Source organism: Streptomyces sp. NPDC006261 (genome assembly GCF_040613515.1).
GTDB lineage: Bacteria > Actinomycetota > Actinomycetes > Streptomycetales > Streptomycetaceae > Streptomyces.
In genome coordinates, this window is record NZ_JBEXSI010000025.1 from 42,036 (window position 1) to 56,988 (window position 14,953).

Here is a 14,953-nt window from a genome sequence, read left to right on the forward strand (position 1 = left end):
AAAGGTTTGCGCAAGCTCAGATGCTGCTCAAAACCCTTGCCCGTCGGCGACCCCGGCGGGCAAGGTGGTAACCGCCCTGACCCGGGCCGTTCGACCCTCCTCACACCCTCCCCCACGCGGCCCCCCAACGGCCGCAGCTGTTCTTTGACACCGGCTGAATATCGGTTGAATCACACGGGAAGACCGCATGCGCGGATCGGCCCGGGAAGCCCGGCACGCGCAAGGCCCGTACCATGGGACGAGCCGTGGCGTGCCGCCCGGCGGGCGTACGAGGACTCGAAGACCGACTGAGACGCCTGATCCCACGATCCGAGAGAAGCGCAAGCCACCCATGCCCACGCGCCACGACATCCGTAACGTAGCCATCGTCGCCCACGTCGACCACGGCAAGACCACGCTGGTCGACGCCATGCTCAAGCAGGCCGGAGCGTTCGCCGCCCACGCCGCCGAGCACCTCGACGATCGCATGATGGACTCGAACGACCTGGAGCGTGAGAAGGGCATCACGATCCTCGCCAAGAACACGGCGGTGAAGTACCACCCCAAGGAGGGTGGGGACCCGATCACGATCAACATCATCGACACCCCCGGCCACGCCGACTTCGGCGGTGAGGTCGAGCGCGGCCTGTCGATGGTGGACGCCGTCGTGCTGCTCGTCGACGCGTCCGAGGGCCCGCTCCCGCAGACCCGCTTCGTGCTGCGCAAGGCGCTGACGGCCCGGCTGCCGGTCATCCTCTGCATCAACAAGACGGACCGCCCGGACTCCCGGATCGCCGAGGTCATCGACGAGACGTACGACCTCTTCCTGGACCTCGACGCCGACGAGGACCAGATCGAGTTCCCGATCGTCTACGCCTGCGCCCGTGACGGCGTCGCCTCGCTGACCAAGCCCGAGGACGGCACCGCCCCGCAGGACAGCTCCAACCTGGAGCCGTTCTTCAACACGATCCTCTCCGCGGTCCCGGCCCCGGAGTACGACGACGACGCCCCCCTCCAGGCACATGTCACCAACCTGGACGCCGACAACTTCCTCGGCCGTATCGCGCTCTGCCGTGTCGAGCAGGGCGAGCTGCGCAAGGGCCAGACCGTCGCGTGGATCAAGCGTGACGGCACGATGTCCAACGTCCGCATCACCGAGCTGCTGATGACCGAGGCGCTCACCCGCAAGCCCGCCGAGAAGGCCGGCCCGGGCGACATCTGTGCCATCGCCGGTATCCCGGACATCATGATCGGCGAGACTCTGGCCGACCCCGAGAACCCGATCGCGCTGCCGCTGATCACGGTCGACGAGCCGGCCATCTCGATGACCATCGGTGCCAACACCTCGCCGCTCGTCGGCAAGGGCGGCAAGGGCCACAAGGTCACCGCCCGGCAGATCAAGGACCGTCTGGACCGCGAGCTCGTCGGTAACGTCTCGCTCCGCGTCCTGGAGACCGAGCGCCCGGACGCCTGGGAGGTGCAGGGCCGCGGTGAGCTCGCCCTGGCCATCCTCATCGAGACCATGCGCCGCGAGGGCTTCGAGCTGACGGTCGGCAAGCCCCAGGTGGTCACCAAGCAGGTCGACGGCAAGACGTACGAGCCGATCGAGCGCATGACCATCGACTCGCCCGAGGAGCACCTCGGTGCCATCACGCAGCTCATGGCGACCCGTAAGGGCCGCATGGAGACGATGACGAACCACGGTTCGGGCTGGGTCCGCATGGAGTGGATCGTCCCGTCCCGCGGCCTCATCGGCTTCCGTACGGAGTTCCTGACCCAGACCCGCGGTACGGGCATCGCGCACTCCCTGTTCGAGGGCCACGAGCCGTGGTTCGGCGATCTGCGCACCCGTCACAACGGTTCTCTCGTCGCGGACCGCGCGGGCGTCGTGACGCCGTTCGCGATGGTCAACCTGCAGGAGCGCGGTGTCATCTTCACCGAGGCCACCACGGAGGTCTACGAGGGCATGATCATCGGCGAGAACTCGCGCGCCGACGACATGGACGTGAACATCACCAAGGAGAAGAAGCTCACCAACATGCGTGCGGCTTCCGCGGACACCACCGAGAACGTGGTGCCCGCGCGCAAGCTCTCCCTGGAGCAGTCCCTGGAGTTCTGCCGCGACGACGAGTGCATCGAGGTGACCCCGGAGACCGTGCGTATCCGCAAGGTCGTCCTGGACCAGAAGGAGCGCGGCCGCGCCGCCTCCCGCGCCAAGCGCTGACGTACCCCGTGCCGGGCGCTGTGGCACCGCCACAGCGCCCGGGTCTTCGGGCCGGGAAGGGGCTGCTCCCCTTCCAGATGGGGCGTTCCGGTAGAGGCTGTGACCTCCCGCCCTCGAAGTGGGCCCTTGGCCGCCGCGTCCGAAAAGTGGTGCAAGTACAAGGTGACCACCACGGCCGGCGTCAACATCCGCAGCGGCCCGGGCACCAACTACTCGATCGTCGGCACGTACGCCCACAACCAGACCTTCTGGGCCAAGGCCGCGAGCAGCAACGGCTGGCGTTACGTGGCCGCCTCGCGGTACGTGACGACGTAGTACACCTCTCAGGTCACCAGCACGGCCTGTCTGTACAGCTGACGAAACCGCGCCGGAACGGATGGCCGGAAGCTGGCGGTCCGTCAACGCGTATGCGGCCCGGCCGTCGTGGATGCACCGCGACGGCCGGGCCGTTCGTCGTTTATCGCCCCTGTTTCGTGAGAAGTGTCACCGGCATGAGCACGGCCCCGGAGCAACTCCTTTTGGGCGTCCGGCTGCTGGCCCGATGTCCGGATAGCGACCGTCGTGCTCCGGAAGTTGCGTTAACAGTCCGTTTCGCGGGCGTCTGTCTAGGATCACTTTGTCCGGATTTCGGTCATCCGAGGGCCGGTGATGTTGTCAAACCGAGACCCTTTAAGTGTGGTTTACGGCTCGGCCGTACTCAATAGTTGGCTCCATTGAGCTCGGGTCAATGGGTCACGCGCTGTGGGGAGCGCCGACTCACGAGCACACTTCGGGGTTACTGCTCGTCGCCGTCAGGGGTGTCGGCGACGTACCAGTGCCCCTCTCGCAGTGATCAAAAGTGGACTCTTGAGGAGGAGAACCCATGCGTGGTTCCAAGATGGTCGGGTGCGCGATAGTCGTCGCCCTGGCCGCAACCGCTTGTGGCGGTGGCGGTAGCGATGACAAGGACAAGGGCAGCTCCGGCGGCGGGTTCAGCATGAACATCGCCGAGCCCAAGCGCCTCGTCCCGCAGTCGACCACCGAGTCCGGTGGCTCGCAGGTCCTCTCGGGCCTGTTCACTCCGCTCGTCGACTTCGACGCGAAGAACCAGCCGGTGCTGGCCGCGGCGGAGTCCATCGAGAGCCCGGACAACAAGGTCTGGACGATCAAGCTCAAGGACGCCACCTGGCACGACGGCAAGCCCGTCACCGCCAAGGACTACGTCGGTGCCTGGAACTGGGGTGCCTACGGCCCGAACGCGGCCGACGGCAACTACTTCTTCGACACCATCCAGGGCTACGACGAGATGAACCCCGTCGACCCGGACGGCGAGGAGGGCCCGAAGAAGGCCGCGGAGCCGAAGGCCAAGGAGCTCTCCGGCCTCAAGGCGCTCGACGACAAGACCATCGAGGTCACCCTCAAGGCCCCGTTCGCCGGCTACAAGTCGGTCCTGGGCTACACGGTCTTCTACCCGATGCCGGAGGCGGCTCTCGCCGACCTCAAGGCGTACGAGGAAGCCCCGATCGGCCAGGGTCCGTTCCAGATGGACGGCAAGTGGAACCACGACAAGTTCGTGAAGGTCAAGGCCTACAAGGACTACAAGCTCGGTGACAAGCCGAAGGTCGACTCGGTCGAGTTCCGGATCTTCCAGGACCAGAACACCGCGTACAACGACCTGCTCGCCAACAACCTCGACATCGTGGACCAGATCCCGACCGAGGTCATGGGTACCGCTCCGGGCGAGCTCGGCGACCGCTTCCAGACGTCGACGGCGTCCACCTTCCAGTTCGTCGCCTTCCCGACGTACGACAAGAAGTACAGCGACGCGCGCGTGCGCAAGGCCATCTCGATGGCCATCGACCGCGACGAGATCATCAAGGTCGTCTTCCAGGACTCGCAGTCCTCCGCGCGTTCCTTCGTCTCCCCGGTCGTGGGCGGGTACCGCGAGGACACCTGTGGCGAGGCCTGCAAGTTCGACCCGGCCGCCGCCAAGAAGCTGCTCGCCGAGGCCGGCGGCATCGACGGCAACAAGATCAACATCGGCCACAACGCCGATGGCGGTCACGAGCAGTGGGTCAACGCCACGTGTGACCAGCTGAAGAAGAACCTGGGTCTGAAGTGCGTGAGCCAGGCCGTGCCGAAGTTCGCCGAGCTGCTGACGCAGGTCGAGAACAAGAAGTTCTCCGGCATGTTCCGCATGGGCTGGATCATGGACTACCCGTCCATGGAGAACTACCTGGGCCCGCTGTACAGCTCCAAGGGTTCCTCGAACTACTACGGCTACAGCAACAAGGACTTCGACCGTCTCGTTCAGGAGGGCCGCGAGGCCAAGACCGAGGCCGAGGCCATCAAGAAGTGGCAGGAGGCCGAGGACATCCTCGCCAAGGACATGCCGGTGATCCCGCTGCGCTTCGGCAAGAACGTCTTCGGTCACTCGACCAACGTCAAGAACGTCGAGATGAACCTGTTCAACCAGGTTGAACTCACCAAGGTCGAGAAGTCCTGACCTGCGTCTTCCATGACGCAGCAGTCAAAAATTAGGGCCTGACGACGGGGGGCGGACCCAATCCGCCCCCCGTCGTTCCCACGAGGAGGAACCATGGGCCGCTACGTCGCAAGACGGCTGCTCCAGATGCTCCCGGTCATCATCGGGACCACCTTTCTGGTCTTCGCTCTCGTCACCGCCATGGGCGGCGATCCGGTACAGAACCTGTACGGAGAGCGACCTGTTCCGGAAAGCATCAGAGTTGCGCTGACCGCGCAGTACCACCTGGACGACCCCCTGCCGATCCGCTACGGCTACTACCTCGCGGGTCTGGTCCAGGGTGATTTCGGGACGAGCCTCAGTGGCGGCCGTCCCATCAGCGAGATGATCGCCGACGCGTGGCCGGAGACCCTCCGCATCGCCGGTATCGCCTTCGTCTTCGAAATGATCATCGGTGTCGCAGCCGGTGTGATGGCGGGCATGCGGCGCGGGAAGTTCCTGGACAACCTTGTCCTGCTCTCCACGCTGACCGTCATCGCTGTCCCGATCTTCGTCCTCGGGCAGGTCAGCCAGATCTTCCTGGGCGTCAAGGCCGGCATTTTCCCCGTCTCGGGGACCAACGAAGGTTTCGTCAGTTACCTTCTGCCCGGCCTCGTGCTCGGTTCCGTCTCGCTCGCCTACATCGCACGTCTCGCACGGGCCTCCGTCGCGGAGAACCTGCGCATGGACTACGTGCGCACGGCCAAGGCGAAGGGCCTTTCCCCGTCCCGCATCACCGGTATCCATGTCCTGAGGAACTCGCTGATCCCCGTGGTCACGTACCTCGGCGCGGACCTCGGAACACTCATGGGCGGCGCGATCGTCACCGAGCGGATCTTCAACATCCCCGGTGTCGGCTACAACCTCTTCAAGGCGATCCAGATCGAGGACGGACCGGCGCTGGTCGGTTTCGTGACCCTTCTCGTCATCGTCTACGTGGTGATGGCGCTCGTCGTGGACCTGCTCTATGCCGTGCTTGACCCGAGGATTCGCTATGCGTGACGCAACCAAGACTTCCGTCGCTCCGGCGTCCGGCGAGGAGCCCCCGGCCGGCTCGGCCGAGGCCTCCAAGGCCCCCGTGAAGGAGCTTGCCAAGCCGCGCAGCCTCCTCCAGGACGCGGTCCGCGACCTCGTTCGCCGGCCGCTCTTCCTGATCCCCTCCGGCATCATCCTGGTGCTGGTGGCGATGGCGGCGTTCCCGTCCCTGTTCGCCAGCGCCGACCCGCAGCTGTGCGAGCTCGGCCGCTCGTTGCAGAAGCCCAGCGCCGACGCCTGGTTCGGCTACGACGCCCGCGGCTGCGACGTCTACGCCCGTACCATCTACGGCACCCGGACCTCGATCACCGTCGGCGTCCTCGCCACTGCGGGATCGGCCCTCATCGCCCTGATCTTCGGCCTCGTCGCCGGGTTCTACGGCCGGTGGGTCGACGCGGTCATCTCCCGTGGCATCGACATCGTGATGGGCATTCCGTTCCTGGTCGGCGCCATCGTGATCCTCAACAGCTTCCGCGACGACGACGGATTCCGTATCGGCGGCATCTGGGGTGTGCTCACCGCGCTCACCGTGCTCGGCTGGATGAGCATGGCCCGCATCATGCGGTCCACCGCCATGCAGACCAAGCAGTCCGACTACGTGACCGCCGCCCGCTCGCTCGGAGCCTCCACCGGCCGGCTGATGTTCCGGCACGTGCTGCCGAACGCGCTGACGCCGCTGATCGTGCTGGCGACCATCTCGCTCGGCGTGATCATCTCGGCCGAGGCCACGCTGAGCTTCCTCGGTGTCGGTATCCAGGAGCCGACCATCTCCTGGGGCGTCATGATCAACCAGTCCCTGGGGCGGATCCGCGAGGCGCTGCACCCGCTGCTCTTCCCGGCCGGCTTCGTCAGCATCACCGTGCTGGCGTTCATCATGCTCGGCGACGCGGTCCGCGACGCCCTCGATCCCAAGCTGCGCTGAGGGAGGCGTACGTGACCACCATGGAAAAAACTGCGAACGTCCCCGCCCCTCGCGGCGAGGAGGACCACCAGGGTCCGCTGCTCGAAGTCCGGGACCTGCACGTGGAGTTCCACACCCGCGAGGGTGTCGCCAAGGCGGTCAACGGTGTCAACTACACCGTCGACGCCGGTGAGACGCTGGCCGTGCTCGGCGAGTCAGGCTCCGGCAAGTCCGTGACCGCCCAGGCGATCATGGGCATCCTCGACATGCCGCCGGGCCGCATCCCGCAGGGAGAGATCCTCTTCCGCGGCAAGGACATGCTCACCATGTCCGAGGAGGAGCGCCGCAAGATCCGTGGCCGCAAGGTCGCGATGATCTTCCAGGACGCCCTCTCCTCGCTCAACCCGGTCCTGACCGTCGGCTACCAGCTCGGCGAGATGTTCCGCGTACACCTGGGCATGTCCAAGAAGGACGCCAGGCTCAGGTCCATCGAGCTGATGGACCGGGTCCGCATCCCGGCGTCGAAGGAGCGGGTCGACGACTACCCGCACCAGTTCTCCGGCGGTATGCGCCAGCGCATCATGATCGCGATGGCACTCGCCCTGGAGCCCGACCTGATCATCGCGGACGAGCCGACCACCGCGCTCGACGTGACGGTCCAGGCCCAGGTCATGGACCTGCTCGCGGAGCTCCAGCGCGAGTACAACATGGGGCTCATCCTGATCACCCACGACCTCGGCGTGGTCGCCGACGTCGCGGACAAGATCGCGGTGATGTACGCGGGCCGGATCGTGGAGACCGCTCCGGTGCACGAGCTCTACAGCCGCCCGTCGCACCCCTACACCCGCGGTCTGCTCGACTCGATCCCGCGTCTGGACCAGAAGGGCCAGGAGCTCTACGCGATCAAGGGCCTGCCGCCCAACCTGACGCGTATCCCGGCGGGTTGCGCGTTCAACCCCCGGTGCCCCAAGGCCGAGGACATCTGCCGTACGGACATCCCGCTGCTGCACCCGGTCACCGAGCGCGACGGCGCCGACCTGCCGGGCCGCGGAAGCGCGTGCCACTTCTGGAAGGAGACGATCCATGGCTGAGCTCGACAAGGAGTCCGTGGACGCCACCCCCCACGTCACCGAGGTGGAGACGGTCGACGCCGCCACCGTCGACGAGGCCGTCGCCGCCATCGAGGCGCCGGTCGAGCGGGGCGAGCCGATCCTTCAGGTGCGCAACCTGGTCAAGCACTTCCCGCTGACCCAGGGCATCCTCTTCAAGAAGCAGGTCGGCGCGGTCAAGGCCGTGGACGGGATCTCCTTCGATCTCTTCCAGGGCGAGACGCTCGGCATCGTCGGCGAGTCCGGCTGTGGCAAGTCCACCGTCGCCAAGCTGCTCATGATGCTGGAGAAGGCGACCGCCGGCGAGGTCTTCTACAAGGGCCAGGACATCACCAAGCTGTCCGGGCGTGCGCTGAAGGCCGTGCGGCGCAACATCCAGATGGTGTTCCAGGACCCGTACACCTCGCTGAACCCGCGCATGACGGTCGGCGACATCATCGGGGAGCCGTTCGAGATCCACCCCGAGGTGGCGCCGAAGGGCGACCGGCGGCGGAAGGTCCAGGAGCTCCTGGACGTCGTGGGTCTGAACCCGGAGTACATCAACCGGTACCCGCACCAGTTCTCCGGCGGCCAGCGCCAGCGCATCGGCATCGCCCGCGGCCTCGCGCTCAACCCGGAGATCATCATCTGCGACGAGCCGGTCTCCGCGCTCGACGTGTCGGTGCAGGCGCAGGTCATCAACCTGATGGGGAAGCTCCAGGACGAGTTCAACCTCTCCTACCTCTTCATCGCGCACGACCTCTCCATCGTCCGGCACATCTCGGACCGGGTCGGCGTCATGTACCTCGGCAAGATGGCCGAGATCGGTACGGACACGCAGATCTACGACCACCCGACGCACCCGTACACCCAGGCGCTGCTCTCCGCGGTGCCGGTGCCGGACCCCTCCGCGCGCGAGGGCCGCGAGCGGATCATCCTCACCGGTGACGTTCCGTCACCGGCGAACCCGCCGTCGGGCTGCCGCTTCCGGACCCGGTGCTGGAAGGCGGAGGAGCGCTGCGCCACGGAGATGCCGCTGCTGGCGATCCCCGAGCGCTTCGTCACGGCGGGTGGCCCCGCCGCGCACGAGTCGGCGTGCCACTTCGCCGAGGAGAAGGACGTCGTGCACGCGGCGTAACCGAACGCGTAGTAGCGGTACGTCGGATGCCCGGCCCTCTTGGAGGGGGCCGGGCATCCGTGCGTCCGGCCGACCCGGTGCCCGTACGGGGTAAGCCCGCATGCGATGCGTGGCGGTATGCGGTGGTATGAGGCATTGAGCTACTCGATGACTCTAGGAGGCACTTCATGCGCGGAGCCACACGGACCAGGTGGGCCGCATGTGCGGTGGCCGTCGCCCTCGCAGCGACGGCCTGCGGCGGCGGAGGCGACGACAGCGGCGGCAGCGGCGCCGACGGGATCGTCAGCTCCTCCTGGGGCGACCCGCAGAACCCGCTGGAGCCCGCGAACACCAACGAGGTGCAGGGCGGCAAGGTCCTCGACATGGTCTTCCGGGGGCTCATCCGGTACGACCCCAGGACCGGCGAGGCGCAGAACATGCTGGCCGAGTCCATCGACTCCAGCGACGCCCAGAACTTCACGATCAAACTCAAGGACGGCTGGACCTTCTCCAACGGAGAGAAGGTCACCGCCAAGTCCTTCGTGGACGCCTGGAACTACGGCGCCGCGCTGAAGAACAACCAGAAGAACGCGTACTTCTTCCAGTACATCGAGGGGTACGACAAGGTCCACCCCGAGTCCGGCTCCGCCTCCGCCGACACCCTCTCGGGCCTCAAGGTCGTCGACGACCTGACCTTCACCGCCAAGCTCAGCCAGAAGTTCTCCCTCTGGCCCGACACCCTCGGCTACTCCGCCTTCGTGCCCCTGCCCAAGGCGTTCTACGACGACCACGACGCCTGGCTCTCCAAGCCCATCGGCAACGGCCCGTACATGATCGACTCGTACGCCAAGGGCTCCGCGATGAACCTGCGCCGCTGGGACGACTACCCAGGTGACGACAAGGCGAAGAACGGCGGCGTCGACCTCAAGGTCTTCACCGACAACAACACCGCCTACACCTCCCTGACCTCGGGCAACCTCGACCTCGTCGACGACGTGCCCGCCTCCCAGCTGAGGAACGTCGAGCAGGACCTCGGCGACCGGTACATCAACACCGCCGCCGGCATCATCCAGACCCTCTCCTTCCCGTTCTACGACAAGGAGTGGGACACCGACAACGCCCGCAAGGTCCGGCAGGGCCTCTCCATGGCGATCAACCGGGCGCAGATCACCGACCAGATCTTCCAGAAGACCCGCACCCCCGCGTCCGACTGGACCTCCCCGGTCCTCGGCGAGGAGGGCGGCTTCAAGAAGGGGCTCTGCGGCAAGGAGTGCACGTACGACAAGGCCGCGGCCAAGAAGCTGATCGACGAGGGCGGCGGCATCCCCGGCGGCCAGCTGAAGATCTCGTACAACGCGGACACCGGCTCCCACAAGGAGTGGGTCGACGCCGTCTGCAACAGCATCAACAACGTCATGGGCAACAACCAGTCCTGCGTCGGCGGCGCGGTCGGTACCTTCGCCGACTTCCGCAACCAGGTCTCCACCCAGAAGATGACGGGTCCCTGGCGCGCGGGCTGGCAGATGGACTACCCGCTGATCCAGAACTTCCTGCAGCCGCTCTACTACACCAACGCCCCGTCGAACGACGGCAAGTGGACCGACAAGGACTTCGACGACCTGGTGGACAAGGCGAACGCCGAGACCGACAAGGCGAAGGCCATCACCACGTTCCAGGACGCGGAGAAGGTCCTCGTCGAGCAGATGCCCTCCATCCCGCTGTGGTATCAGAACGGCAGTGCGGGCTACTCGGAGCGTGTCGACAACGTCGAGCTGAACCCGTTCAGCGTGCCGGTCTACACGGAGATCACGGTCAAGTGACCCGCTGAGGCCGGAGGCCGGGGCGCCCCGGGCGTCCCGGCCCTCCGTCCGTTTCGCTCTCCAGCCCGGTTCGGCCTTCCGCCCGGTTGGGCCTTCCGCCTCTCGCCCGTTCGCCCCGACCCCCGGAGCCCCTCATGGGACGTTATGTGATCCGGCGGCTGCTGCAGATGATCCCCGTCTTCTTCGGCACCACGCTGTTGATCTTCCTCATGGTGAACGTGATGGGCGACCCCATCGCGGGCCTCTGCGGCGACCGCCAGTGCGATCCGGCCACCGCCGCCCAGCTGCGCTCCGAGTTCGGCCTCGACAAGCCGGTCTGGCAGCAATACCTGACCTACATGGGGAACCTCTTCACCGGCGACTTCGGCACCGCGTTCAACGGTCAGAAGGTCACCGAGCTGATGGCCACCGCCTTCCCCATCACGATCCGGCTGACCATCGTCGCGATCGTCTTCGAGATCGTCATCGGCATCAGCCTCGGTGTCGTCACCGGCCTGCGGCGCGGCCGCCCCGTCGACACCACGGTCCTCATCCTGACCCTGGTCGTCATCGCGATCCCGACCTTCGTCACCGGCCTGCTGCTCCAGCTCCTGCTCGGCGTCAAATGGGGCATCATCAAGCCCTCGGTCTCCTCGGACCCCACCTTCGACGAGCTGCTCGTCCCCGGCCTCGTCCTCGCCTCGGTCTCGCTCGCCTACGTCACCCGGCTCACCCGGACCTCGATCGCCGAGAACGCCCGCGCCGACTACGTACGCACCGCCGTCGCCAAGGGGCTGCCCCGGCGCCGGGTCGTCGTCCGGCACCTGCTGCGCAACTCCCTGATCCCCGTCGTCACCTTCATCGGTACGGACGTGGGCGCCCTGATGGGCGGAGCCATCGTCACCGAGCGGATCTTCAACATCCACGGGGTCGGCTACCAGCTCTACCAGGGCATCCTGCGCCAGAACTCCCAGACCGTCGTCGGGTTCGTCACCATCCTGGTCCTCGTCTTCCTGGCGGCCAACCTGATCGTCGACCTCCTGTACGCCGTACTCGACCCGAGGATCCGCTATGCCTGAGCCGCAGTCACCGGACGAAGCGATCTCCCAGGCGGGCGCCGGCGGCGCGACGGACCTCGCCATGGAGGAGGGCACCAGCCTGGAGAAGACCCCGGGCGGGCCCGAGGGCACCGGGCCGGCCGGCAAACCGCGCAGCCTCTGGTCGGACGCCTGGCGCGACCTGCGGCGCAACCCGGTCTTCATCATCTCCGCCCTGGTCATCCTCTTCCTGGTGCTGATCTCGATCTGGCCCTCGCTCATCGCGAGCGGCGACCCCCTCCAGGCCGACCTGGACGACGCCCAGAAGGGCTCCGAGCCCGGCCACCCCTTCGGCTTCGACCCCCAGGGCCGCGACGTCTACACCCGGGTCGTCTACGGGACCCGCACCTCGGTCACCGTGGGCGTCTGCGCGACCCTCGGCGTCGCGATCCTCGGCAGCGTGCTCGGGGGCCTGGCGGGCTTCTTCGGCGGCTGGTGGGACTCGATCCTCTCCCGCCTCACCGACGTCTTCTTCGGCATCCCCGTCATCCTCGGCGGCCTGGTCTTCCTCTCCGTCGTCACCAGCTCCACCGTCTGGCCCGTCGTCGGCTTCATCGTCCTGCTCGGCTGGCCGCAGATCGCCCGTATCGCCCGCGGCTCGGTGATCACCGCCAAACAGAACGACTACGTCCAGGCGGCCCGCGCGCTCGGCGCCTCCAACTCCCGCATGCTGCTGCGCCACATCACTCCCAACGCCATCGCGCCCGTCATCGTCGTGGCGACCATCGCGCTCGGCACGTACATCTCGCTCGAGGCGACCCTCTCCTTCCTCGGGGTCGGCCTGAAGGACCCGGCCGTCTCCTGGGGCATCGACATCTCCGCGGCCTCCAACTACATCCGCAACGCCCCGCACATGCTGCTCTGGCCCGCCGGAGCGCTGGCGGTCACCGTGCTCGCGTTCATCATGCTCGGCGACGCGGTGCGCGACGCCCTCGACCCCAAGCTGCGCTGAGGAGCCGGTTGCCATGTTGCTCGAAGTGCGCGATCTGCACGTGGAGTTCCACACCCGCGAGGGCGTGGCCAAGGCCGTCAACGGGGTCAACTACTCGGTGGCCGAGGGCGAGACGCTCGCCGTCCTCGGGGAGTCCGGCTCCGGCAAGTCCGTCACCGCCCAGGCCGTCATGGGCATCCTCGACATGCCGCCCGGGAAGATCACCGGCGGCGAGATCCTCTTCAAGGGCCAGGACCTGCTGAAGCTCAAGACGGAGGAACGGCGCAAGATCCGCGGCCAGGAGATGGCCATGATCTTCCAGGACGCGCTCTCCTCGCTGAACCCGGTCCTCACCGTGGGCGAACAGCTCGGTGAGATGTACGTCGTCCACCGCGGGATGTCCCGCAAGGACGCGCGGGCCAGGTCGGTCGAGCTGATGGACCGGGTCCGCATCCCCGCCGCCAAGCAGCGGGTGGGCAACTACCCGCACCAGTTCTCCGGCGGGATGCGCCAGCGCATCATGATCGCCATGGCGTTGGCCCTGGAGCCGTCCCTGATCATCGCGGACGAGCCCACCACCGCGCTCGACGTCACCGTCCAGGCCCAGGTCATGGACCTCCTCGCCGAACTCCAGCGCGAGCTGAACATGGGCCTCATCCTGATCACCCACGACCTCGGTGTCGTCGCGGACGTGGCCGACAAGATCGCGGTGATGTACGCGGGCCGGATCGTGGAGACCGCCCCCGTCCACGAGATCTACAAGGCGCCCGCCCACCCGTACACCAAGGGCCTCCTCCGCTCGATCCCGCGCCTGGACCAGAAGGGCCAGGAGCTCTACGCGATCAAGGGCCTGCCGCCCAACCTGCTGCACATCCCGCCCGGCTGCGCGTTCAACCCCCGCTGCCCGATGGCGCAGGACGTGTGCCGCAGCGATGTGCCGCCGCTCTACGAGGTGGACGAACAGCGCCGGAGCGCCTGCCACTTCTGGAAGGAGACGCTCGATGCACGCTGACCGCGAGGGGACCGACGGGGGCGCGGCGGGCTCCACCCTGCTGTCCAAGGCACGCGGGGAGAGCAGGCCGTACGCGGAAGGAGAGCCGATCCTGGAGGTCCGCGGCCTCGCCAAGCACTACCCGCTGACCCAGGGCATCCTCTTCAAGAAGCAGGTCGGCGCGGTCCGGGCCGTCGACGGCGTCGACTTCGACCTCCACGCGGGCGAGACGCTCGGCATCGTGGGGGAGTCGGGCTGCGGCAAGTCGACCGTCGCGCGGCTGCTGGTCCACCTGGAGCGGCCCACCGCGGGCGCGATCCGCTACAAGGGCGAGGACATCGCGAAGCTCTCCGGGCGGGCCCTGAAGGCCGTGCGGCGCAACATCCAGATGGTCTTCCAGGACCCGTACACCTCGCTGAACCCGCGCATGACGGTCGGCGACATCATCGGGGAGCCGTACGAGATCCACCCCGAGGTCGCGCCCAAGGGCAGCCGCCGGCAGCGGGTCCAGGACCTGCTGGACGTCGTCGGGCTCAACCCGGAGTACATCAACCGCTACCCGCACCAGTTCTCCGGCGGCCAGCGCCAGCGCATCGGCATCGCCCGCGGCCTCGCGCTCAACCCGGAGATCATCGTCGCCGACGAGCCGGTCTCCGCGCTCGACGTCTCCGTACAGGCGCAGGTCGTCAACCTGCTGGACCGGCTCCAGGCGGAGTTCAGCCTCAGTTTCGTCTTCATCGCGCACGACCTCTCCATCGTCCGGCACATCTCCGACCGGGTCGGCGTGATGTACCTCGGCCGGATCGTGGAGATCGGCTCCGACGCGGAGATCTACGACCACCCCACCCACCCGTACACGCAGGCGCTGCTCTCCGCCGTCCCCGTGCCGGACCCGGAGGCCCGCGCCCACCGGGAGCGGATCATCCTCCACGGCGACGTGCCCTCGCCCGCCGACATCCCCTCGGGCTGCCGCTTCCGCACCCGCTGCTGGAAGGCGCGGGAGCGGTGCGCGCTGGAGGTGCCGCTGCTGGCCGTCCCGGCGGAGTTCCGGGACGTCGACTCCCCGGCCCGGCACGACTCGGCGTGCCACTTCGCGGAGGAGAAGCAGGTGGTGCCGCACGAGGGGGAGCGGGAGACGCCGGGAGGTACGCCGGGGCCGGACGTGGAGGCACCGGGGACGACGACGCGTGGCCGGCCGGTGGAGGACGTGGGCGGGCCGGGGGAGGGCCTGGGCGGGCCGGGGTCGGACGTGGGCGGGCCGGGGGAGCCTCCGCAGACCTAAGACCCC

The 14,953-nt window shown here is 67.4% G+C and carries 12 protein-coding genes; all 12 read left to right on the forward strand.

The annotated features are described in order from the left end of the window. Positions 1 to 331 precede the first annotated feature (331 nt). The 12 genes from typA (at position 332) to ABZ154_RS18280 (ending at position 14,947) form a co-directional block, all read left to right on the forward strand. Positions 332 to 2,203: a translational GTPase TypA gene (gene typA, locus ABZ154_RS18225; protein WP_356833742.1), complete on the forward strand. Its 1,872-nt coding sequence runs from the start codon at positions 332 to 334 to the stop codon at positions 2,201 to 2,203. A 162-nt stretch (positions 2,204 to 2,365) separates the two neighbouring features. Beyond that, on the forward strand, positions 2,366 to 2,518 hold the full coding sequence (locus ABZ154_RS18230) for a hypothetical protein (protein ID WP_356833744.1): 153 nt from the start codon (positions 2,366 to 2,368) through the stop codon (positions 2,516 to 2,518). Positions 2,519 to 3,065: 547 nt separating this feature from the next. Continuing rightward, positions 3,066 to 4,688 (forward strand): ABC transporter substrate-binding protein, encoded by a 1,623-nt coding sequence (locus ABZ154_RS18235; RefSeq protein ID WP_356833746.1) that lies wholly within the window; start codon positions 3,066 to 3,068, stop codon positions 4,686 to 4,688. A 93-nt stretch (positions 4,689 to 4,781) separates the two neighbouring features. Then, complete coding sequence (locus ABZ154_RS18240) at positions 4,782 to 5,708, forward strand: ABC transporter permease (protein WP_356833748.1); 927 nt, start codon at positions 4,782 to 4,784, stop codon at positions 5,706 to 5,708. Then, the gene (locus ABZ154_RS18245) at positions 5,701 to 6,663 is read left to right on the forward strand and encodes an ABC transporter permease (protein ID WP_356833750.1); all 963 of its coding nucleotides are present in this window, start codon (positions 5,701 to 5,703) and stop codon (positions 6,661 to 6,663) included. The genes ABZ154_RS18240 and ABZ154_RS18245 overlap by 8 nt, the downstream gene beginning before the upstream one ends. 11 nt (positions 6,664 to 6,674) lie before the next feature. Continuing rightward, positions 6,675 to 7,733: an ABC transporter ATP-binding protein gene (locus ABZ154_RS18250; protein ID WP_356833752.1), complete on the forward strand. Its 1,059-nt coding sequence runs from the start codon at positions 6,675 to 6,677 to the stop codon at positions 7,731 to 7,733. Further along, complete coding sequence (locus ABZ154_RS18255) at positions 7,726 to 8,868, forward strand: dipeptide ABC transporter ATP-binding protein (RefSeq protein ID WP_356833754.1); 1,143 nt, start codon at positions 7,726 to 7,728, stop codon at positions 8,866 to 8,868. The genes ABZ154_RS18250 and ABZ154_RS18255 overlap by 8 nt, the downstream gene beginning before the upstream one ends. A 167-nt stretch (positions 8,869 to 9,035) precedes the next feature. After that, positions 9,036 to 10,667 carry an ABC transporter substrate-binding protein gene (locus ABZ154_RS18260; RefSeq protein WP_356833756.1) on the forward strand — a complete coding sequence of 544 codons (1,632 nt, stop codon included), beginning with the start codon at positions 9,036 to 9,038 and terminating at the stop codon, positions 10,665 to 10,667. A 134-nt stretch (positions 10,668 to 10,801) separates the two neighbouring features. Then, positions 10,802 to 11,725, forward strand: coding sequence for an ABC transporter permease (locus ABZ154_RS18265; protein WP_151509842.1), 924 nt, complete (start codon positions 10,802 to 10,804; stop codon positions 11,723 to 11,725). Further along, positions 11,718 to 12,695: an ABC transporter permease gene (locus ABZ154_RS18270; protein WP_356833758.1), complete on the forward strand. Its 978-nt coding sequence runs from the start codon at positions 11,718 to 11,720 to the stop codon at positions 12,693 to 12,695. Before ABZ154_RS18265 ends, ABZ154_RS18270 begins: the two co-directional genes overlap by 8 nt. Positions 12,696 to 12,708: 13 nt before the next feature. Then, complete coding sequence (locus tag ABZ154_RS18275; RefSeq protein WP_356833760.1) at positions 12,709 to 13,686, forward strand: ABC transporter ATP-binding protein; 978 nt, start codon at positions 12,709 to 12,711, stop codon at positions 13,684 to 13,686. After that, positions 13,676 to 14,947 (forward strand): dipeptide ABC transporter ATP-binding protein, encoded by a 1,272-nt coding sequence (locus ABZ154_RS18280; protein WP_356833762.1) that lies wholly within the window; start codon positions 13,676 to 13,678, stop codon positions 14,945 to 14,947. The genes ABZ154_RS18275 and ABZ154_RS18280 overlap by 11 nt, the downstream gene beginning before the upstream one ends. Positions 14,948 to 14,953: the final 6 nt, after the last annotated feature.

Coding starts and splice junctions, on each gene's coding strand:
- typA (WP_356833742.1), top strand. CDS start 332: ATGCCCACGCGCCACGACATCCGTAACGTAGCCATCGTCGCCCACGTC.
- ABZ154_RS18235 (WP_356833746.1), top strand. CDS start 3,066: ATGCGTGGTTCCAAGATGGTCGGGTGCGCGATAGTCGTCGCCCTGGCC.
- ABZ154_RS18240 (WP_356833748.1), top strand. CDS start 4,782: ATGGGCCGCTACGTCGCAAGACGGCTGCTCCAGATGCTCCCGGTCATC.
- ABZ154_RS18245 (WP_356833750.1), top strand. CDS start 5,701: ATGCGTGACGCAACCAAGACTTCCGTCGCTCCGGCGTCCGGCGAGGAG.
- ABZ154_RS18255 (WP_356833754.1), top strand. CDS start 7,726: ATGGCTGAGCTCGACAAGGAGTCCGTGGACGCCACCCCCCACGTCACC.
- ABZ154_RS18260 (WP_356833756.1), top strand. CDS start 9,036: ATGCGCGGAGCCACACGGACCAGGTGGGCCGCATGTGCGGTGGCCGTC.
- ABZ154_RS18265 (WP_151509842.1), top strand. CDS start 10,802: ATGGGACGTTATGTGATCCGGCGGCTGCTGCAGATGATCCCCGTCTTC.
- ABZ154_RS18270 (WP_356833758.1), top strand. CDS start 11,718: ATGCCTGAGCCGCAGTCACCGGACGAAGCGATCTCCCAGGCGGGCGCC.
- ABZ154_RS18275 (WP_356833760.1), top strand. CDS start 12,709: ATGTTGCTCGAAGTGCGCGATCTGCACGTGGAGTTCCACACCCGCGAG.
- ABZ154_RS18280 (WP_356833762.1), top strand. CDS start 13,676: ATGCACGCTGACCGCGAGGGGACCGACGGGGGCGCGGCGGGCTCCACC.